Source organism: Pseudomonas sp., assembly GCF_049590575.1.
In the GTDB taxonomy this organism is placed as follows: Bacteria; Pseudomonadota; Gammaproteobacteria; order Pseudomonadales; family Pseudomonadaceae; genus Aquipseudomonas.
Genome location: NZ_JBAWDE010000259.1, coordinates 1 through 19872 on the forward strand (window position 1 = coordinate 1; position 19872 = coordinate 19872).

Annotated in this window: 17 protein-coding genes and 1 pseudogene; 11 read left to right on the forward strand and 7 right to left on the reverse strand. The window is 62.5% G+C overall.

The window, feature by feature from the left end:
- The 5 genes and pseudogenes from WBR57_RS17935 to WBR57_RS17955 form a co-directional block, all read left to right on the forward strand.
- Nucleotides 1-173, forward strand: a pseudogene (locus WBR57_RS17935) (ribonucleotide-diphosphate reductase subunit beta); the annotation flags it as partial.
- A gap of 147 nt (nt 174-320) precedes the next feature.
- The gene (locus tag WBR57_RS17940) at nt 321-809 is read left to right on the forward strand and encodes a DUF1289 domain-containing protein (RefSeq protein WP_424085189.1); all 489 of its coding nucleotides are present in this window, start codon (nt 321-323) and stop codon (nt 807-809) included.
- Nucleotides 810-864: 55 nt separating this feature from the next.
- Complete coding sequence (locus WBR57_RS17945) at nt 865-1791, forward strand: class I SAM-dependent methyltransferase (RefSeq protein WP_424085191.1); 927 nt, start codon at nt 865-867, stop codon at nt 1789-1791.
- 148 nt (nt 1792-1939) lie between these two features.
- Nucleotides 1940-2659: a phosphatidylcholine synthase gene (pcsA, locus tag WBR57_RS17950; RefSeq protein ID WP_424085193.1), complete on the forward strand. Its 720-nt coding sequence runs from the start codon at nt 1940-1942 to the stop codon at nt 2657-2659.
- 92 nt (nt 2660-2751) lie between these two features.
- Nucleotides 2752-3531, forward strand: coding sequence for a TSUP family transporter (locus tag WBR57_RS17955; RefSeq protein WP_424085195.1), 780 nt, complete (start codon nt 2752-2754; stop codon nt 3529-3531).
- Here WBR57_RS17955 and nudC read toward each other — a convergent pair.
- Both nudC and WBR57_RS17965 read right to left on the reverse strand, forming a co-directional pair.
- Nucleotides 3499-4332, reverse strand: a complete 834-nt coding sequence (nudC, locus tag WBR57_RS17960) for an NAD(+) diphosphatase (RefSeq protein ID WP_424085197.1) — start codon at nt 4330-4332, stop codon at nt 3499-3501. The genes WBR57_RS17955 and nudC overlap by 33 nt on opposite strands.
- A 5-nt stretch (nt 4333-4337) precedes the next feature.
- On the reverse strand, nt 4338-5150 hold the full coding sequence (locus WBR57_RS17965) for a crotonase/enoyl-CoA hydratase family protein (protein ID WP_424085198.1): 813 nt from the start codon (nt 5148-5150) through the stop codon (nt 4338-4340).
- Nucleotides 5151-5309: 159 nt separating this feature from the next.
- On the opposite strand from WBR57_RS17965, the gene WBR57_RS17970 reads away from it, so the two are divergent.
- From WBR57_RS17970 to WBR57_RS17980, 3 genes are all read left to right on the forward strand, one after another.
- Nucleotides 5310-5864, forward strand: a complete 555-nt coding sequence (locus tag WBR57_RS17970; protein ID WP_424085200.1) for a UPF0149 family protein — start codon at nt 5310-5312, stop codon at nt 5862-5864.
- Between the two features lie 92 nt (nt 5865-5956).
- Nucleotides 5957-7213, forward strand: a complete 1257-nt coding sequence (locus WBR57_RS17975; RefSeq protein ID WP_424085202.1) for a 3-phosphoshikimate 1-carboxyvinyltransferase — start codon at nt 5957-5959, stop codon at nt 7211-7213.
- A gap of 32 nt (nt 7214-7245) precedes the next feature.
- A complete protein-coding gene (locus WBR57_RS17980) occupies nt 7246-7635 on the forward strand; it encodes a hypothetical protein (protein ID WP_424085204.1) in 390 nt (129 codons plus the stop codon).
- 1 nt (nt 7636) lies between these two features.
- On the opposite strand, the gene WBR57_RS17985 is transcribed toward WBR57_RS17980, so the two are convergent.
- Entirely contained in the window at nt 7637-8236 is a 600-nt protein-coding gene (locus WBR57_RS17985; RefSeq protein WP_424085206.1) for an NAD(P)H-dependent oxidoreductase, read from the reverse strand.
- Nucleotides 8237-8308: 72 nt separating this feature from the next.
- Between WBR57_RS17985 and WBR57_RS17990 the strand changes: the two genes are divergently transcribed.
- Entirely contained in the window at nt 8309-8911 is a 603-nt protein-coding gene (locus WBR57_RS17990; protein WP_424085208.1) for a TetR/AcrR family transcriptional regulator, read from the forward strand.
- On the opposite strand, the gene WBR57_RS17995 is transcribed toward WBR57_RS17990, so the two are convergent.
- Nucleotides 8892-9563 (reverse strand): GNAT family N-acetyltransferase, encoded by a 672-nt coding sequence (locus tag WBR57_RS17995; RefSeq protein ID WP_424085210.1) that lies wholly within the window; start codon nt 9561-9563, stop codon nt 8892-8894. The two genes, WBR57_RS17990 and WBR57_RS17995, sit on opposite strands and share 20 nt — an antisense overlap.
- Nucleotides 9564-9759: 196 nt before the next feature.
- On the opposite strand from WBR57_RS17995, the gene WBR57_RS18000 reads away from it, so the two are divergent.
- Together WBR57_RS18000 and WBR57_RS18005 are read left to right on the forward strand one after the other, a co-directional pair.
- Nucleotides 9760-10614, forward strand: coding sequence for a CAP domain-containing protein (locus WBR57_RS18000; protein WP_424085212.1), 855 nt, complete (start codon nt 9760-9762; stop codon nt 10612-10614).
- Nucleotides 10615-10784: 170 nt separating this feature from the next.
- The gene (locus WBR57_RS18005; protein WP_424085214.1) at nt 10785-12971 is read left to right on the forward strand and encodes a GAF domain-containing protein; all 2187 of its coding nucleotides are present in this window, start codon (nt 10785-10787) and stop codon (nt 12969-12971) included.
- A gap of 3 nt (nt 12972-12974) precedes the next feature.
- Here WBR57_RS18005 and WBR57_RS18010 read toward each other — a convergent pair whose 3' ends face one another.
- From WBR57_RS18010 to treS, 3 genes are read right to left on the reverse strand one after another with little or no spacing between them, the layout of a single operon-like run.
- Entirely contained in the window at nt 12975-14141 is a 1167-nt protein-coding gene (locus WBR57_RS18010) for a diguanylate cyclase (RefSeq protein WP_424085216.1), read from the reverse strand.
- Between the two features lie 51 nt (nt 14142-14192).
- Entirely contained in the window at nt 14193-16430 is a 2238-nt protein-coding gene (gene glgB, locus WBR57_RS18015) for a 1,4-alpha-glucan branching protein GlgB (protein ID WP_424085218.1), read from the reverse strand.
- Nucleotides 16427-19774 (reverse strand): maltose alpha-D-glucosyltransferase, encoded by a 3348-nt coding sequence (gene treS, locus WBR57_RS18020; RefSeq protein ID WP_424085220.1) that lies wholly within the window; start codon nt 19772-19774, stop codon nt 16427-16429. The genes glgB and treS overlap by 4 nt, the downstream gene beginning before the upstream one ends.
- Nucleotides 19775-19872 lie beyond the last annotated feature (98 nt).

A 19872-nucleotide genomic window follows, 5' to 3' on the forward strand; every position in this document is an offset into this window, starting at 1 on the left:
TCAAGTTCATCGCGAACCGTCGTCTGTCGCAGATTGGGCTGAAGGAAGAGTATCCGGGGACGACTAACCCGTTCCCTTGGATGAGCGAGATTATGGATTTGAAGAAAGAGAAGAATTTCTTTGAGACCCGTGTGATCGAGTACCAGACTGGCGGCGCGCTGAGCTGGGATTAATCTTCGACGCAGATCTAAAAATGTGGAAGCGGGCTTGCTCGCGAAAGCGGTGTATCAGAACCCGTTACAGTGACTGACACTGCGTATTCGCGAGCAAGCCTGCTCCCACATGCCTATCTGTGTTCTTAAGACTGCGTACAACTATTTATGCCTAACCAAACCATCAAGACCCCTTGCGTCGGCCTGTGCTCCACCGTTTACGGTGACCTGGTCTGCCGGGGCTGCAAGCGTTATCACCATGAAGTCATCCAGTGGAATGGCTACAACGCCGACGAAAAACAGGCGGTATGGCTGCGCCTCGAACAGCTATTGGTGCAGGTGATGGCCAGCAAGCTGGAAGTGTTCGACCCGCAGCGCCTGCGCCAGCAGCTGGAAGACCGCAAGATTCGCTTTATGCCGCACCAGTCGCCCTACTGCTGGGCCTACCAGCTGATTGCGCGGGGCGCGCGGGTGATTTCCAAGCTGGATGCCTACGGGCTGGCGCTGCTGCCGGAGTTTCGCGAGCGCAGCCTGGCGGATTTGCGCGATGCGATCGACCGCGAGTTTTTCCTGCTGTCCGAGGCGCATTACGAGCGGTACATCGCGCCGGGGTTCCTCAAAGAGGCGTTCGGGCCGGCGCTGATCGCTTCTTTCTAACCAACAGCCACAACTGTGTTTAAAATGCCGCCCGCTCAATGACTGACGTTTAACGATGACCCCAGACGCCCTCGCCACCTTGCACGCCCACCTGCTTACTGCCCTGGCCAGCGCCCCGGCGGAAACCCGCCGCCTGTTCCACGGCCGTGGCCGTTGCTGGCCGGGCCTGGAGCAACTGACCGTGGACTGGCTGCAAGGCGTGGTGCTGGTGGCGCTGTTCAAGGAACCCGAGCCTGCACAGCTGGACGCCTTGAAGCAGCTGTTGCTGCAGATCGACTGGGCGCAATTCGGCGCGCACACGCTCGCGCTGCAGCACCGCTATCTGCCCCAGAGCACCACCGAGTGGCTGGTGGGTGACGCGATTGAGGAACTGATCATCACCGAAGGCGGTCTGCGCTACCTGATCGACCTGGGTAAAAAACAGAACAGCGGGTTGTTCCTCGACATGCGCTACGGCCGCCACTGGGTGCGCGAACAGGCCAAGGGCCAGCGCGTGCTCAACCTGTTCGCTTACACCTGCGGGTTTTCCGTGGCCGCCATTGAAGGCGGCGCCGACCACGTGGTCAACCTCGACATGGCGCGTGGCGCCCTGAGCCGCGGCCGCGACAACCATCGCCTGAATGGTCATGACTTGAGCAACGTCAGCTTCCTGGGCCACGACTTGTTCAAATCTTGGGCCAAGGTCACCCACAGCGGCCCCTACGACCTGGTGATCATCGACCCACCGTCCTTTCAGAAAGGCAGCTTTCTGCTGACCAAGGACTACCAGCGTGTCCTGCGCCGCCTGCCGGACCTGCTCACGCAACAAGGCACGGTGCTGGCCTGCATGAACGACCCGGCGTTCGGCGAAGACTTCCTGATCGACGGCGTCACCCGCGAAGCACCGGGCCTGCGCTTCGTGGAGCGGCTGGAAAACCCGCCGGAATTTCCCGATATCGACGCGCAAAGTGGCCTGAAAGCCCTGGTGTTCCGCCAAGGCTGATGCCGAAACGTCCTACGCTTGCTACGCTAAGCAATACACCGGGTGGTGAACCTTATCCCCCCCTTCCCGGTCGATACCTGCATTCCCCGGCCAGACTCGACGGTGTCACACTGTCGGCTGCCCCGTTTCACTTTTTGGAGAACCGCCCGTGATATCGACCCTGCATGTAGCCAGACTCAAAGCCTGGGGCGCCCACGGCTTTACCGCCACCGGCGTGGTACTGGCCTTCCTGGCGACCCTGGCCCTGCTGGAAAACTCACCCAAGGCATGCCTGCTGTGGCTGGGCCTGGCACTGGTGGTGGATGGCGTCGATGGTTCCCTGGCGCGCCGGGTGAATGTCAGCACGGTACTGCCGAGCTTCGACGGCTCAGTGCTGGACCTGGTGATTGATTACCTGACCTACGTGTTTATTCCTGCGCTGTTCATCTACCGCTATATCGACCTGCCGGAATTCACCCATCTGTTTACCGTATCGGTGATCCTGGTGTCGTCGTTGTTCTGCTTTTGCAATGTGAACATGAAGAGCAAGGACAATTACTTTGTCGGTTTCCCGGCGGCCTGGAACGTGGTTGCCTTGTGCGTGTACATCATCCAGCCGGACGCCTGGGTGACCTTGCTCACGGTGATCGGCCTGGCCCTGCTGACCGTGACCCCGATGAAGTTTTTGCACCCGTTCCGGGTGAAGCGGTTTATGCCGCTGAATATTGCAGTGACCACGATTTGGTTGCTGTGCAGCTTTTTGATGGTGGTGGATTATCCCAACACTAACCCGTGGACGTTCGGGTTGTGGTCGGTGATGTCGGCGTACTTCCTCGGGATTTGCATCTGGCGCACGGCGCTGGAGTGGCTGGACAAGCGTCACGGCTGATCGCACATTTGGCTCTGCGTCTATCGGGCAGGTAAGATGCAGGCCTTTGGTGCAGCCCCTTCGCTGCGCCCCGCCGACAAAAAGCCCTGCCCATGCCCTTCGAACTCAGCGTTGACCTCACTACCCTCGCCATCCTGGCCTTCGTGGCGTTTATCGCCGGCTTCATCGATGCCATCGCCGGTGGCGGCGGGCTGCTCACCACCCCGGCGCTGCTCACCGCCGGCATGCCGCCGCACCTGGTGCTGGGCACCAACAAACTCAGCTCGACGTTCGGCTCCGCCACCGCCAGTTTCACCTTCTACCGCCGCAAACTCTTCCACCCGCGCCAATGGGTGCACGCGATCGTCGGCACCCTGATCGGTGCGCTGGCCGGTGCCGTGGTCGCCCACTACCTGCCCGCCGAAACCCTGAACAAAATGCTTCCGGTGATCGTGTTCGGCTGCGGCCTTTACCTGCTGTTCGGCGGCACGCCCAAGGCGCCGTTGGACGCCGACGCGCCGATCAAGAAAAAATGGCAAGCCACCCAAGGCTTCGGCCTGGGCTTCTACGACGGTGTGGCCGGGCCCGGCACGGGCGCGTTCTGGACCGTCAGCACAATGCTGCTGCACCCCATCGACCTGGTAAAGGCCAGCGGCGTGGCGCGCAGCATGAACTTCGTCAGCAACGCGGCGGCGCTGTCGGTGTTTATCTTCAACGGCTCGGTGGACTGGATCGTCGGCCTGGCGATGGGCTTTTCGGTGATGGGGGGCGCTTTCTTTGGCGCACGCAGCGCGATCAGCGGCGGCGCCAAATTCATTCGCCCGGTGTTTATCACCGTGGTCCTCGGCCTGACGGTGCGTCTAGCCTGGCAGCACTGGTTCAGCGTGGCCTAGACGGCGGGCCAGGTAGAGGTCGATCAGGTAACGCGCAATCGAACGTGACGCCGGCAACGGCGGCAGGTCATGGATATTGAACCACTGCGCGTCTTCGATCTCGTCGGCCTGGGGCACGATATCGCCACCCGCGTACTCGGCATGGAAACCCAGCATCATCGAATGCGGGAACGGCCAGCATTGGCTGCCCATGTACTGGATATTCTTGACCTCGACCTGCACTTCTTCGCGCACTTCGCGGATCAGGCAGTCTTCGGCCGACTCACCCGGCTCGGCAAACCCCGCCAAGGTGCTGTAGACCCCAGTGACAAAGCGCGGTGAGCGCGCCAGCAGGATTTCATCGCCACGGGTCACCAGCACGATCATGCTCGGCGAAATGCGTGGGTAGCTGCGCAGGTCGCAGGCCTGGCAGTACATTGCGCGTTCGCGTGGCACCTGGACCATGGCCTGGCCGCAACTGCCGCAAAAACGGTGCTCGCGCGCCCAGGTGCCGATCTGCGCGGCGTAGCCCAGCACTTTGTACAGGGTGTGATCGCCTTGCAGCATAAAACCGCGCAGGCCCTGCCAGCTGCAGCCGGGCACGTCGGCGACGCAATTCAGCTCCAGCAGGTACACCGGCTCTCCATCGAGGTGGCCGATGCCGTGTTCGGCGAACAGCGAGAGGTCCTGGCGCTTGAGCCAGTCCCGCGGAAACAGCGGGCCATTGGCGTCATGCAAAAAGCCCTCGCGGCTACGGGCGACAGCCCAGCCGCCGGGGGCGTCGTTATCCAGCAGCGTTGTGGTAATCCAGCCTGGGGTCATGTCAGTCAATCCACGAATTCGGGTTTCTGCTTACTCATATGGGCCGCGATGGCCACACGCAGGTCGTTGGATTGCAACATAGCCGAGTTCCAGGTGGCAACGTATTCCAGACCGTCATTGACCGTATGGTCACGCATATAGCTGATCATGGCCTTGGTGCCGGTCACGGCAATCGGCGACTTGGCGGCGATTTCATGGGCAATTTCAAACACCCCGGCCAACAGGCTTTGCTGATCGGCATACACGCGGTTGACCAGGCCGATGCTGCGCGCTTCTTCGGCGCCGAACGCGCGGCCGGTGTAGGCCAGTTCACGCAGCATGCCATCGCCGATAATGCGTGGCAGGCGCTGCAAAGTACCAACGTCGGCGGCCATGCCGATGTCGATTTCCTTGATCGAGAACTGCGCGCCCTCGGCGGCGTAGCGCATGTCACAGGCGCTGATCAGGTCAATGGCGCCGCCAATGCAGTAACCCTGGATCGCCGCCAGCACCGGCTTGCGGCAGTTGTCGACCGCATTGAACGAGGCTTGCAGTTCGAGGATCTTGCGCCGCAACAGGCGCGCGTTACGGCCCACGTCCTTGCCGAAGTCGTTGGCCACCGACGCCAGCATGATCAGGTCGATACCCGACGAGAAATCCTTGCCCGCGCCGCTGAGCACCACGGCGCGCACGGCGTCGGTGTCTTCGACCCACTGGAAAATCTCGATGATCTCGGTCCAGAACGCCGCGTTCATCGCGTTGATCTTTTCCGGGCGGTTGATCTGCACATGGGCAACGTTGCCGGTGAGTTCGACGACGAAAGCTTGGTATTCGGACATGGCAGTGATCCCTGACTGGCGAGTGATAAGGCTCGAACTATAACAAGGGTGCACCACGGCGCATCGGCCAAAAGCGGGACTGGCAAAAAACCTTGCCAAGCGCCATCCTTGGCGCTTTAAGCCGCCCTGACCGCGGCGCTCGACGTTTAAGGAAATGCCATGCACGCCCAACCCCTCGCCCCCGCCGATCTGGAATTTATCGAAGAAACCCTGCTCAAGTACGGCGACGACCATTCGGTGCTTAACCTCGCCGAACTCGACGGCTACTTCACCGCACTGGTGTCCAGCCCGGCCCAGGTGGATGTGGCGCAGTGGTTCCCGGCGATATTTGGCGACCAGACCCCGCAATGGGAACGTGTGGATGAAGCCCAGCGCTTCCTTGAACTGTGCGTGCGCCACCTCAACACCCTGGCCGCGCAACTGGCGACGGACGCCCAGGGCTTCAAGGCGCGCTTCGACGAAACCGAGCACCAGGGCCAGGCAGTGACGCTCGCCGAGGAATGGTGCTTCGGCTACATCCGTGGCGCAGCGATCGGCAACTGGCCGCCACTGCCGGCCGAGCAAGCCGCGCTGCTGGAGAAAATCTCCTGGTGCGCCGAGCAGGATAACTTCGAGTTGCCCGCCGACCTGGATGTAGCGGCGCACCAGCAGCGCGTCAGCGAAATCGAGCCGGCGGCGCGCGCGCTGCATGATTACTGGCTGGCCTTGCGCTAAACCTCGACAAGCACCGCCGGTTTGGCCGATTATTCGGGTCCGCGCCGTCGGCCACTCCGTACCACCTTGCCTTGCATCAGGAGCCTTGTACCTTGAGTTCGCAGAAAACCGTGACCGTTACACCGCCCGATTTCCCCCTCAATGGCAAGGTCGCGCCCCCCGGCTCCAAATCCATTACCAACCGTGCGCTGTTGCTGGCGGCCCTGGCCAAGGGCACCAGCCGCTTGAGCGGCGCCTTGAAAAGCGATGACACACGGCATATGTCGGTCGCCCTGCGCCACATGGGCGTGATCATCGACGAGCCGGACGACACCACCTTCGTGGTCACCGGCCAGGGCAAACTGCAGTTGCCCACCCAGCCGCTGTTCCTCGGCAACGCCGGCACCGCCATGCGTTTTCTCACCGCGGCCGTCGCCACCGTGCAGGGCACCGTGGTGCTGGATGGCGACGACTACATGCAAAAACGCCCCATTGGCCCGCTGCTGGCCACCCTGCGCCAGAACGGTATCGCGGTCGACAGCCCCACCGGTTGCCCACCGGTCACCGTGCATGGCGCGGGCAAGGTCCAGGCCAAACGTTTTGAGATCGACGGCGGCCTGTCCAGCCAGTACGTGTCGGCCCTGCTGATGCTGGCCGCTTGCGGCGAGGCGCCGATTGAAGTCGCGCTGACCGGCAAGGACATCGGCGCCCGTGGCTACGTGGACCTCACCCTGGATTGCATGCGGGCATTCGGCGCGCAGGTCGAGGTGGTCGACGACACCACCTGGCGCGTCGCCCCCACCGGCTACACCGCCCACGACTACCTGATCGAGCCCGACGCCTCCGCCGCCACTTATCTTTGGGCCGCCGAGGTGCTGACCGGCGGACGCATCGACATCGGCGTCGCCGCGCAGGACTTCACCCAGCCGGACGCCAAGGCCCAGGCGGTGATCGCGCAGTTCCCGAACATGCAGGCCACGGTGGTCGGTTCGCAAATGCAGGATGCCATCCCGACCCTGGCGGTGCTCGCCGCGTTCAACAACACCCCGGTGCGCTTCACTGAACTGGCCAACCTGCGCGTCAAGGAATGTGACCGTGTGCAGGCCCTGCACGACGGCCTGAACCAGATCCGCCCGGGCCTGGCCACGATTGAAGGCGACGACTTGCTGGTGGCGGCCGACCCTGGGCTGGCCGGCACTTCGTGCAATGCGCTGATCGACACCCACGCCGACCACCGCATCGCCATGTGCTTTGCGCTGGCGGGGCTGAAAATCGCGGGGATTCGCATCCAGGACCCGGACTGCGTGGCCAAGACCTATCCTGACTACTGGAAGGCCCTGGGCAGCCTTGGGGTTCAACTGAGCTACTGACGGTTCGACGTCGGAATGGGGAGGCACTGCACATGACCATTCGCCAACCCTGCCCACCCGGTGCGTGCGTCTGCAACCGCGAGCAATTGCTCGACACCCCCGGCGCCGACCAGCGCATCCTGCAGCTGACGCGCCAGGAAGAAAAGAAGCTGATCGAGCGCCTCGAGGACCTGCAAAGCCTGCAGGACCTTGAGCGCCTGCAACAGCGGATGTACGAGCTATTGGGCATTCGCGTGCATGTGGCGCCGGGGCACACCGAGGTCAAGAGCATGCGCGGCATTCAGATTGTCATCGACGAACTGCCGGGCATGTGCCGCAAGACCCGCCAATCGATTCCGGCAGCGATTCGCCGCGGCATGGAAAAACGCCCGGAAATCGCCTACCGCCTGCTGGATGCTCACGACCTGTTTCGCGAAGGCTGACTCAGCCGGCGACCGTTTCGGCTGCAAACACGCCCTGCCCCACGGCCTTGGCCTTGTTCAGGTGCGCCTGCGCGGTGTCGCCTTCCGACTCCGGTAACAGCTCGGACGTCACCACGTTCGCCCCACAGTAATCAAAGATCCCGTAGTCGATCTGCGTGCGCATCGCCTTGGCGTAGCCGTGCCGATCAAACGCGCTGTCATCGGCGGCGCCCAGCGCCAGCAGGTGCACCTGCAAGTGCCGCAGCTTTTTCACCACTGGGGTGTCCGGCCCGTAGTCGATTGCCCAGCCGTTGACGAAAACGCGGTCCACCCAACCTTTGAGCAGGGCCGGCAGCGACCACCAATAAATCGGAAACGCCAGCACAAGAGCGTCAGCGCGGTCGATACGCGCTTGTTCGGCCAGCACATCCGCCGGCGGCGTGGCACGGGTGCGGTGCACAAGGTGGTCGGCGGCGGTGTAGCGCGGGTCGAAACCTTCGGCGGCGAGGTCGGCGATTTCGAAGGTGTGCCCGCAGGCGACAAGGCCGCCAGCGACCTGCGCGGCCACGGCATGGGTGAGGGATTGCGGGTCGTGATGAGCAACAACGATCAATGCGTGCATGACTTTGACTCCGGCTGGGCTTAATATACTTTTCGTAAGTTACGACCACTAAGTTACTTTTGGTATATAAGCATGTCAAGCAGTGAAGTCCCCGCGCCCCGTCGCCGTCTGTCGCGTGAAGATCGCCTGCGCCAGTTACTCGATGTGGCCTGGCAACTGGTGCGTGAGGAAGGCACCGAAGCCCTGACCCTGGGTCGCCTGGCGGAACTGGCAGGCGTAACCAAGCCGGTGGTCTACGACCACTTCACCACCCGTGCCGGGCTGCTGGTGGCGCTGTACGAGGACTTCGATGAGCGCCAGAACCAGGTGTTTGCCGAGGCCCTGGAGACCGCCGCCGCCACGCTGGACGAGCGCGCCTGGGTGATCGCCTCACGCTATGTCGACTGTGTATTGCTGCAAGGTCGGGAGATTCCGGGGGTGATTGCCGCACTCAGCAGCTCGCCGGAGCTGGAAACCCTCAAGCGCGAATACGAGGCGATTTTCCTCGCCAAATGCCGTGACGCGCTGGCGCCCTTCGCCGCCGGTGGCAAGGTGCCTCAGGCCGGCTTGCGGGCGATGCTCGGCGCGGCGGAAGCCTTGTCCCAGGCGGCGGCGAGTGGCGAGGTCAGCCGTGAAGAGGCGCAGCAGGAGCTGCTCGCGACGATCCTGGCGATGGTCAACCGCGAGCGGCAGTGAGAAACCGCTGAACCTTGTGCGCAAGCTGGTCAAGGTGGCGGTCGCGCTGTTTCTCCGCGTCCACCATCGCCCGCTTGCCATGCTTTTGCAGCAGGTAGGTATGGATCTGGCGTACTTCCAGCGAGCTATAGATAGACGCAACATCCAACACGCCCATCAAACCGTCAGTGGCGTAATCGCGGGTGTTCATCAGCACCTGGGTGCCGCGCGCGCCGCGCACCTGAAAGCCCATGGCCTCAAACGCCGGGACCTTCTCCACGGCACACGCCAGCTCGGCGTGAGGGTAATGCGCCAGCACGTCCTGGAGCATGCCGCGCGCCACGCCCTGACGCCGGAAACCGACCTGCACCGCCATAAACGCGATGCCACAGGCTTGTGGGTCATCTTTCACCGGCAGATACAGGCAAAAGCCGATCACCTGTTCATCGACCATCGCCACCACCAGCTCAACGGCAATGCCCTTCTCGCCATTCAACGCTTCGAGGTACAGATGCACCTCAAAACCAATCGCGTATTGGTAAATGTTGTAGAGCAGGTTGCTTGGCGGCAGCGCCACGCTGCTGATATCGGTGAGGTTGTCCACCACCATCTGCAGGATCTGGCTGTTGATCGGCTCGGGGCACGGTGTGGTGTAGCGGGTAAGGCTGAACATGCAAATTCCTGGGTTACGGCGTCAAGGCTGCGGGGGATTGTACCTGTTACCCGCCGATGATTGAGCGCGCGCGCGTTTGCCTGGGGCCGCGAGGGCCAGGAAAAACACCCGTTGAGGCAAAAAAACAAAAAAGGCGTTGCGCCAGACCGGGTTACATCGCGCATCATGGGCACTTTCAAGCTCAAGGGTAACGTCCATGCGCGTGCTGTCATTGATGATGGGTCTTACGACGCTGGCCGCCAGTACGGTGTTCTGCGCCAGCGCGATGGCGAATGAAGAAAGTCTGCTGGTGCAACAGATCAACGAATACCGCAGCCAGGTTCAGCGCTGCGGCGACCAGGGTTCCCAGGAACTGCCGCCGCTGGCCAGCGATACGCGGCTGGTGCTGCCGGCCACCAACGTCGGCGATTTGCAGCAGGCGCTCGCGCGGGCTGCGTACCCGATGGTCAACGTGCAGGCCATCAGCCTGTCCGGGCCCAAGGATGCCCAGGCGGCCATGAAGGCGGTGCGCGAGAGTTTCTGCCGCGTGGTGCTGGACCCGCAATTTGTCGACATCGGCGTGAGTAACAGCGGGCAGGACTGGCGCATCGTGCTGGCCCGCCCGCTGCTGTCCAGTGGCCTGGGCGATTGGCAGACCGAAGGCAAGCAACTGCTCACGCTGATCAACGCCGCCCGTTCGCAACCGCGCCAGTGCGGCACCCAGGCGTTCAACGCCACCACGCCGCTGTCCTGGAACGATGACCTGGCCGGTGCGGCCAACAGCCATACGCGCAACATGGCCAACGGCAACTTTTTCGACCACCTCGACCACGACGGGCGCACCCCCGGCGACCGTGCCGAGCTGGCTGGGTATACCGCAAAAAACATCGGCGAAAATATCGCTGCCGGCCTCGACACCCCACGCCGCGTGGTGGACGGCTGGCTGGCCAGCCCCGGCCATTGCGCCAACCTGATGAACCCGCAATTTCGCGAATTGGGCGCGGCGTACGCCATGGACCCGAAGAGTGATGCGGGGATTTATTGGACGGGCGTATTCGGGACCGCGCAGTAAAGTGCGAACCCAGCCATATGGATTTATCCAATCCATTCAAAAGGATGAAGCATCATTCTGCCATCTCATGGATAATTCTGCTGAACTGGCAGCGGCCATTCCGGTCAGTAGCTAGTTAGCCTGATCTCTTCAGGCCTTCGACCGACTGTGGCAAACAAGGTGTTCACCCAATGATGAATTGGCTGCAAAGCAGCAGCGACATGGCTGAGCGGGTTCGCCAGCATGATTGGGCAAGTACGCCCCTGGGGTCGCTGGAGCAGTGGCCCGACGTGCTCAAAACCACCGTGGCGCTGTGTTTTGCCTCGAGCTTCCCCCAGGCGATCGTCTGGGGGCCCCACCTGATCACGCTCTACAACGATGCGTTCGTGCCGATTCTTGGCGAAAAAACCCACTGCTTGGGACAGCCGTTCAGCGAAACCTGGCGTGAGGTGTGGGACGAGCTCGCGCCCATCGCGAACGCGGCTTTCGAAGGGCATGCCACCTATATCGAAAACTACCCGCTGGTGATCGAGCGCGGTGCGGGCCCCGAGCAGGTTTATTTCACCTTTTGCTACAGCCCGATCCGCGACGCTCAGGGCAAGGTCGTGGGCATTCTGGACACGGTCACCGAAACCACCGCCACGGTGTTTCTCACGCGCCGTCTGGCCGTGCTCGACGCCATCGGCAGTGCCGTGGCCAACGCCAACGATGCCGAATCCATCATGTCCACCACCACTCGCCTGCTCGCCGAGCACTTGCAGGTGTCCAATTGCGCCTACGCCGACATGGATGCCGATGAAGACGGCTTTACCATTCGCGGCAATTGGGCCGCGCCCGGCTCACCGAGCATCGTCGGCCATTACAGCCTGGCGTCGTTCGGCCCGTTGGCGGTAAAGCTGCTGCACGCCGGCGAACCGGTGGTGGTACAGGACAACCGTATCGAATTCGAACCGCAGATTGCCGCCAGTTTCCAGGCCCTGGGCGCCTTGGCCACCGTGTGTTTCCCGCTGATCAAGAACGGCCGGCTCACCGCGCTGATGGCCGTGCATCACAAAAATGCGCGTGCCTGGTCGCCTTACGACCTGGCGCTGGTGGGAGAAGTCACCGAGCGCTCCTGGGCGCACATCGAGCGGGTACGTGCCGACGTCGCCGTGCGGGAAGGCCTGGCGGCATTTACCGAGCTCAACGCGACCCTGGAACAGCGCGTCGAGGAACGCACCACCGCCCTCACCCAGGCCGAAGCCGCCCTGCGCCAGTCGCAAAAGCTCGAAGCCATCGGCCAATTGACCGGTGGCGTGGCCCACGACTTCAACAACCTGCTGACAATCATTCGCTCGTCGGTGGACTTCCTGCGCCAGCCGGGGCTGTCCGAGGAACGGCGCCAGCGCTACATGGGCGCGGTGTCGGACACCGTGGAGCGCGCCAGCAAGCTCACCAGCCAATTGCTCGCGTTTGCCCGCCGCCAACCACTCAACCCGGAAGTGTTCGACGTGTGCCTGCGGGTCAAGAATATCGGCGAGATGCTCGAAAGCGTCACCGGCGCGCGCATTCATGTGCAGGTCGAGCTGCCCGACAGCCCGTGCCACGTGCGGGTCGACTCCAGCCAGTTTGAAACCGCACTGATCAACATCGCCCTCAATGCACGCGACGCCATGAATGGCAAAGGCACCCTGACCCTGCGCGTGGCAACCGCTTCCAGTTTGCCGCGCATCCGAGGCGATGCCGAGTCGCATCAGCCGTTCGTGACAGTCTCCCTGGCCGACACCGGCAGCGGGATCGCCAGCGACGCTTTGGAGCATATCTTCGAGCCGTTCTTTACCACCAAGTCGGTCGGCAAAGGCACCGGGCTCGGGCTGTCGCAGGTGTTCGGCTTTGCCAAGCAGTCCGGCGGCAACGTCGACGTGGCCAGCACCCTCGGCCACGGCAGCGTGTTTACCCTGTACCTGCCGGAAGCCGAGCCGCAGGCCTTGCCGCACGAGCAGTCGGCAGAAGCTCAATACGCGCCGCACGACGCGGCGCAGCACCATATCCTGATCGTGGAAGACAACCTGGAAGTGGGCCGCTTTGCCAGCCAGATCCTCCAGGACCTCGGCTACCAGACCAGCTGGGTAACCGACGCCGAACAAGCTCTGGCAGTCGCCGGCCCCGACGCGAGGGTCTTCGACGCAGTGTTTTCGGATGTGGTGATGCCGGGGATCACCGGCGTGGCCATGGCCAAGCTGCTGCGCGAGCGTCGGCCGGACCTGCCGGTGGTACTGACCTCCGGCTATAGCGAAGAACTGGCAGACAGTGGCTATGAAGGCTTCGAGTTCCTCGCCAAGCCCTACTCCGCCGACCAGGTTGCGCGGGCGCTGGCCAAGGCCATGCTCAGGGACTGAGGCTTACTCCGCAACGGCCACCTGATTACGCCCCAGGGCCTTGGCGCGATACAACGCCTTGTCCGCGGTGTTCATCAGGCCGTGCAGGTCCTGGTCGAGGCTGTGGGTGGACGCCACACCCAGGCTGGCGGTCAGGCCATGCACCGGTTCCGAGACCAGGCCGGAAATCGACTTGATCAATTGCTCGGCGATATCCCGCGCGGTGTCCAACGACGTATTGGGCAGCAACACCGCAAACTCTTCGCCACCCAGGCGCCCATACACGTCCGCCTTGCGGAACGACGCGCTGATCACCCCGCCAATCTGGCGCAACACCTGGTCACCGGCCTGGTGGCCGTAGGTATCGTTGATCTGTTTGAAGTGGTCCATGTCCAGCATCAGCGCACACAGCGGCTGCTGGTTATGCCGACACTGCGCGTACAACACTTGGGCATGTTCAAAAAACGCGCGGCGGTTCATCAGGCCGGTAAGTTCATCGGTCTGTGCGGCGCGCGTTGAAATGTTGTGGGCACGTTCCATTTGCCGGGTGAGGCGAAAGGCTTTTTCCAGCGCGTCGGAGAATTTACGCGTGGCACTGACCACAAAGGTCGAAAACACCAGCACCGCGATGCCGACGCCCACTTGCATCGATGACGGCTGAAACAACAGCCATAACGTGCAGGGCAGCAGCACCAGGGCCATGGAGGCCAATGTCAGGTAGCGGTACGCCGAATAGCACGACACCGCGCTGACCGACATACCCACGGTGAACAACATCACCAAGGCCTGGGACAAGCGGTCATCGGTGGGCATGACCGCGAAGGCGCCCATGCCCCAGATCCCCGCCGACAGCATCAGCGTGACGCAATAGCGGCGTTCCCAGCGGGCCGGGGTGCGCTCGGCATGCGGGCAGCGAAACCATTCCATGAACATCTGCACGCGTAACAGCGACGAGCCCGCCAGCGCGATGAGCCAGACCAGCATGACCTGGTGGTCAAACCGGTCCCAGCACAGCCAGCAAAGCATGACTGCGGCCAGGTAACTGCCAAAAATGGCGGCAAACGATTGCCGGAACAACTGGTGCAGACGGTCAGTGCGCACCTGTTCTTCTATAAAACAATCCTGGTCCTGCCCACGCCCAAGGCCATTCATGAAATTCGCCCGATTCGACTGCCACGACAAAGGCGCCATTGTGGCACCCTGCCAGTAGCGCGGACAACAGAATCCGGCATGGTAGAGCCTTTAAAGCGATTCCGGCCGCAGAATCAGCACCCCAAGCGGCGGCAGATTCAACGACAGCGACACCGCCTGCCCGTGACGAGGCTCATCCTGGGTAAAGACCGCCCCGCCATTGCCGTAATTGGAGCCGGCATACTGCTCGGCATCGCTGTTGAGCACCTCGCTCCAGCGCCCGGCAAAGGGCACGCCGACGGCATACGCCGCACGCGGCACCGGGGTGAAGTTGGCCACTACCAGCACCGGCTTGCCATCCTTGCTCCAGCGCAGCCAGGCGAAGACGCTGTTGATTGCATCGTCACCGATCAACCACTGGAAGCCCTGGGGCGCGTCATCCTGTTCGTGCAGCGCAGGCTCCTCGCGGTACAGGCGGTTCAAGTCGCCGACCAGCTTTTGCACGCCTTTGTGTTCGGCGTACTGCAACAGGTACCAGTCCAGTTGCTGATCGTGGTTCCACTCGCGCCACTGGCCGAATTCGCAGCCCATGAACAGCAGTTTCTTGCCAGGGTGCATCCACATGAACGCCAGGTAGGCACGCAGGTTGGCGAATTTCTGCCAGCGGTCGCCGGGCATCTTGTCGATCAACGAGTGCTTGCCGTGCACCACTTCATCATGGGAGATCGGCAGGATAAAGCGCTCGGACCAGGCATACACCAGGCCGAAACTCAGCTCGTTATGGTGATGGGCGCGGTACACCGGGTCCTGCTGGATGTAATGCAGCGAATCGTGCATCCAGCCCATGTTCCACTTGTAGTTGAACCCCAGGCCGCCCTGTTGGGTTGGCTGGCTGACGCCGGGCCAGGCCGTGGACTCTTCGGCAATCACCAGGGCGCCGGGCGCTTCCAGGGCCACCACGTCGTTCAAGTGGCGCAGGAAGTCGATGGCTTCGAGGTTCTCGCGCCCGCCATGGCGGTTGGGCACCCACTCGCCGGCTTTGCGCGAATAGTCGCGGTAGAGCATCGACGCCACCGCATCCACGCGCAGGCCATCAATGTGGAAGTGCTTGAGCCAGTGCAGCGCCGAGGCCAGCATAAAGCCATGGACTTCGGTGCGGCCCAGGTTGTAGATCAGGGTGTCCCAATCCTGGTGAAAACCTTCCAGCGGGTTGGCGTACTCGTACAGCGCAGTGCCGTCAAATTGCGCCAGGCCGTGGGTATCGGTGGGGAAATGCGCCGGCACCCAGTCAAGGATCACGCCGATCTCGGCCTGGTGCAGTGCATTGATGAAGTACGCGAAGTCTTCCGGCGAACCAAACCGCGCGGTCGGGGCGAACTGTGACAGCGCCTGGTAACCCCAGGAGCCGCCGAACGGGTGTTCCATGATCGGCATCAGCTCAACGTGGGTAAAACCCAATTGCTGCACATACGGCACCAGCCGTTCAGCCAGCTCACGCCAGTTGTATTGGCGCGCGACTTCGCCCGCCTCGTCCAGCTCGCACTGCCACGAGCCCACATGCAGCTCGTAGATCGACAGCGGCGCCGAGGTTTTCTGGCGTTCGACCCGCGATTGCATCCACTCATGGTCCTGCCAGTCCACCTGCAACGGCGCGGCGACTTTCGAGGCGGTGTCGGGCGGCAACTGGGTAGCGAGTGCCATCGGGTCGGCCTTGAGCGGCAGAATCCCGTGGGCGCCGAGAATTTCGTACTTGTAGGCCGCGCCCGGTTCCAGGCGTGGGATAAAGATCTCCCATACGCCGGACGGATGCCGCAGGCGCATCGGATGACGACGACCGTCCCAGATATTGAAGTCGCCGACCACCGACACGCGCCGCGCATTCGGTGCCCATACGGCGAAACGTACACCGTGCACGCCATCGACGCTGGTCACTTGCGCGCCCAGGCAACTGCTGAGGTCACGGTGATTGCCTTCGGCAAACAGGTACAGGTCCATCTCGCCCAGCAGCAGTTGCTGGAAGCTGTAAGGGTCTTCGGTGATCTGCTCACCGCCGGCCCACTGGATTTTCAGCAGATAAGCCTGGCGCGTCGAGAAGTGCCCGACAAACAAACCCGGCACCTGGCTCGCGTCGAGGCTGCCGATCTGCTCGCCGCTGTCTCGCGCCAGCACGTGGACGCTCAGCGCTTCAGGCAGGAACGCGCGGATAAATTGCCCGCCCTGCTCATCGTCGTGCGGCCCCAGGATCGAGAACGGATCATGGTGCTCGGCGCGCACCAGCGCTTCGACGTCCTTGGACGCCGGCAATGCAGTCAATTTCGGCTGCAGCGGTTCTTTATGTGTAAAGCTCATGACGTCTCCCCACCGCGTACAGTGTTCGATAAAGGTGTTAGCCCGCTCAGCAAACCGTGCAGCCCTTGCAGGGGCACCGGCAGCCAGGTGGGGCGGTTTTCCGCTTCGTAAGCCACTTCATACGCGGCCTTCTCCAGGCTGAACAACGTCAGCGCGGCGTCCTGGCCTTTGGCATCCTGCCAGTCATGCGCCAGTGTAGACGTAGCCGCTTGATATGCCTGGATAAATGCCTGGCGCGCTTCTATCAGGTAACGGTCGGTCACGCGTTTGCGCGAGGCGTCCGCCTCCGGTGAGTGGTCTACGCCCTGAACATTCAGGGCCATGGCCGCTGCGTAATCAAACGAGCGCAACACGCCACTCACATCCTTATACGGGCTGTGCTTGCCGCGCCGCTCATGCAGGGGCCGCGCGGGCTCGCCTTCAAAGTCGATCAGGTAGGCATCGCCCTTCACCACCAGCACCTGGCCCAGGTGCAAGTCACCGTGAACCCGAATACGCAACCCGCCCAACGTGGCCTTTGCCAGCGCCTGCACGTGACCGGTGATGGCTTTTTTCTGCGCCAGCAAATCACTGACCAATGCTTGGTCGGCAGGGTTCAATTGGCTTTGATGCACCTTGAGCAACTGCAGCGCGCGGTCGATCTGCGCACCGACATCCTTGGCCCAGGCCTGGGTGTCTTTGGCCGTAGTCGCTTCAGGCTTGAAGTCTTTGTTGGTCGTGGGCGCACCCAGCACGCCGTGCATTTCGCCGAGGCGCTGCCCGAGCAACCCGGCGAAGTCCGCCAACTCGCCGAGGGCGTTGTAGTGCTGCTCCTGTTCGGAGATGGCTTCGGCCAGCTCGTCGCGGATCGCCCGCTCGAGGTTGTTCTGGGTCCAGCTCCAGGCGTCGCCCTGGTTGCTGAGGTAGCCCTGGGCAATCATCAGCAAGTTGTCATCGCCCTGCGCGTCATGGCGCACCATCGAGCCCAGCAGCGGTGAGATGTTCGGGTAATCGGCGGCGGTCAGGTAGGCGCTCATCTCCAGCTCCGGGTGCACCCCGGCGCTGACCTTGCGAATCAGCTTGAGCACCAGGCTCTCGCCCACCACCACCGAGCTGTTGGACTGTTCGGCCGACAAATAACGCACTGCCGACTCCTCGCCCAGTTGCAACTTGGTCAGGTGCTTGGTGCCCTCGAAGCGCAGATCGCCGTCGCTCGAGTTCAGCACCGTGCCGGCCTGCATGCCCTGGATCACCGCGCGGATAAAGTGCTCGAGGCTGAACGCGTCAGTCACCAGCCCGACCTGACGCACACGCCGTACGCGGGCCAGCGCCAGTTGCTGCGGCAAGGCGCTGGTGAACTGGTCTTCGCCCAAAAAGCCAAACGGCAGCTGGTAACGGCTGACCTGGCCACCGGCAGTGACTTCCAGCTCGCTGAGCAACACCGGATGCTGCGGATCGCCAAAGCGCACGCCGTACGCGATGCGCACGTTGTCGATGGCCGTGTCTTTGCCGGCGAACCAACGCCGTTTAGGCAGCCAGGCCGGGAGGGAAGTTTGCTCCAGGGCAGCGCGAGAGGGTTCTTCGAGGAGTTCTTCCATACGTTTTTTCAGCACCAGGGTGGTGAAGTCCGGCATGCTTTGCGCCGGCTCCACGTGCCAGCTCGGCATCTGGTTTTCCGCCGCCAGCACAAACCAATAGAAGCCATACGGCGCCAGGGTCAGCAGGAAATTCAGCTGGCCGATGGGCGGGAAGGCGTTACCGCCCAGCATTTCCACCGGCACCATGCCGGCGAACGCCGACAGGTCCAGCTCGGCAGCCTGGGCACTGCGCGACACATTGGCGACGCACAGGATGATTTCAGTGCGGCCGTCTTCACCGGTGAACTCGCGGGTATACGCGAGAATGCGGCGGTTGCTCGGCGAGAGCATTTTCAAGCTGCCACGGCCAAACGCCTTGGACTGCTTGCGCACCGCGAGCATGCGCCGGGTCCAGTTGAGCAGCGAGTGCGGGTCCTGGGCCTGGGTTTCGACGTTGACCGACTGGTAACCGTATTGCGGGTCCTGGATCGGCGGCAGCACCAGGCTGGCCGGGTCGGCGCGGGAGAAACCGCCGTTACGGTCGATGGACCACTGCATCGGCGTACGCACACCGTCGCGGTCGCCCAGGTAGATGTTGTCGCCCATGCCGATCTCGTCGCCGTAATACAGGGTCGGCGTGCCAGGCATCGACAGCAGCAGGCTGTTCAGCAGCTCGACGCGGCGGCGGTCGCGCTCCATCAGCGGCGCTAGGCGTCGACGAATGCCCAGGTTGATCCGCGCGCGGCGGTCGGCAGCGTAGTAGTTCCACAGGTAGTCACGCTCTTTGTCGGTGACCATCTCCAGCGTCAGTTCATCGTGGTTGCGCAGGAAGATCGCCCACTGGCAGTTGGCGGGGATCTCCGGGGTCTGGCGCAAAATATCGGTGATCGGGAAACGGTCCTCCTGGGCCAGCGCCATGTACATGCGCGGCATCAGCGGAAAGTGAAAGGCCATATGGCATTCATCGCCGTCGTCGCCCTTTTTGTCACCGAAATACAGCTGCGTGTCTTCCGGCCACTGGTTGGCTTCGGCGAGCAGCATGCGGTCCGGGTAATGCGCGTCGATCTCGGCGCGGATCTGCTTGAGCACGTCATGGGTTTCGGGCAGGTTTTCGTTATTGGTGCCGTCGCGCTCGATCAAATACGGGATCGCATCCAGGCGCAGGCCGTCGATGCCCATGTCCAGCCAATAGCGCATCACCGACAGCACGGCTTTCATCACCTGCGGGTTGTCGAAATTAAGGTCCGGCTGGTGGGAATAGAAGCGGTGCCAGAAGTACTGGCCGGCGACCGGGTCCCAGGTCCAGTTGGACTTCTCGGTGTCGAGGAAAATGATCCGCGTGCCGTCGTATTTCTGGTCGTCATCCGACCACACGTAGAAATCCCGCGCCGCCGAGCCCGGCTTGGCCTTGCGCGCACGCTGGAACCACGGGTGCTGGTCGGAGGTGTGGTTGATCACCAATTCGGTGATCACCCGCAGCCCGCGTTTGTGCGCCTCGGCGATAAAACGCTTGGCGTCGGCCATGGTCCCGTAGTCGCTGTGCACGCCACGGTACTCGGCGATGTCATAGCCGTCATCGCGACGTGGCGACGGGTAGAACGGCAGCAGCCAGATTGTGTTGACGCCGAGGTCGGCGATGTAATCGAGTTTGGCGATCAGCCCGGGAAAGTCACCGATGCCGTCGTTATTGGAGTCGAAATAGGATTTGACGTGAACCTGATAGATCACCGCGTCCTTGTACCAGAGCGGGTCTTTGATAAAGGTGGCAGCCTTGGGTTTCTTCGCCATTGCAAACTCCTGGGAATTCGAAAAATTCTGCCTGAAGGAACTCGGTCAATGTGGGAGCTGGCTTGCCTGCGATAGCAGTGGATCAGCCAGTACTATCT

Bases quoted from the DNA above. Each gene is read 5' to 3' on its own strand.
- WBR57_RS17940 (WP_424085189.1), top strand. From the start codon at position 321: ATGCCTAACCAAACCATCAAGACCCCTTGCGTCGGCCTGTGCTCCACC.
- WBR57_RS17945 (WP_424085191.1), top strand. From the start codon at position 865: ATGACCCCAGACGCCCTCGCCACCTTGCACGCCCACCTGCTTACTGCC.
- WBR57_RS17955 (WP_424085195.1), top strand. From the start codon at position 2,752: ATGCCCTTCGAACTCAGCGTTGACCTCACTACCCTCGCCATCCTGGCC.
- nudC (WP_424085197.1), bottom strand. From the start codon at position 4,332: ATGACCCCAGGCTGGATTACCACAACGCTGCTGGATAACGACGCCCCC.
- WBR57_RS17965 (WP_424085198.1), bottom strand. From the start codon at position 5,150: ATGTCCGAATACCAAGCTTTCGTCGTCGAACTCACCGGCAACGTTGCC.
- WBR57_RS17970 (WP_424085200.1), top strand. From the start codon at position 5,310: ATGCACGCCCAACCCCTCGCCCCCGCCGATCTGGAATTTATCGAAGAA.
- WBR57_RS17980 (WP_424085204.1), top strand. From the start codon at position 7,246: ATGACCATTCGCCAACCCTGCCCACCCGGTGCGTGCGTCTGCAACCGC.
- WBR57_RS17985 (WP_424085206.1), bottom strand. From the start codon at position 8,236: ATGCACGCATTGATCGTTGTTGCTCATCACGACCCGCAATCCCTCACC.
- WBR57_RS17990 (WP_424085208.1), top strand. From the start codon at position 8,309: ATGTCAAGCAGTGAAGTCCCCGCGCCCCGTCGCCGTCTGTCGCGTGAA.
- WBR57_RS17995 (WP_424085210.1), bottom strand. From the start codon at position 9,563: ATGTTCAGCCTTACCCGCTACACCACACCGTGCCCCGAGCCGATCAAC.
- WBR57_RS18000 (WP_424085212.1), top strand. From the start codon at position 9,760: ATGCGCGTGCTGTCATTGATGATGGGTCTTACGACGCTGGCCGCCAGT.
- WBR57_RS18005 (WP_424085214.1), top strand. From the start codon at position 10,785: ATGATGAATTGGCTGCAAAGCAGCAGCGACATGGCTGAGCGGGTTCGC.
- WBR57_RS18010 (WP_424085216.1), bottom strand. From the start codon at position 14,141: ATGGCGCCTTTGTCGTGGCAGTCGAATCGGGCGAATTTCATGAATGGC.
- glgB (WP_424085218.1), bottom strand. From the start codon at position 16,430: ATGAGCTTTACACATAAAGAACCGCTGCAGCCGAAATTGACTGCATTG.
- treS (WP_424085220.1), bottom strand. From the start codon at position 19,774: ATGGCGAAGAAACCCAAGGCTGCCACCTTTATCAAAGACCCGCTCTGG.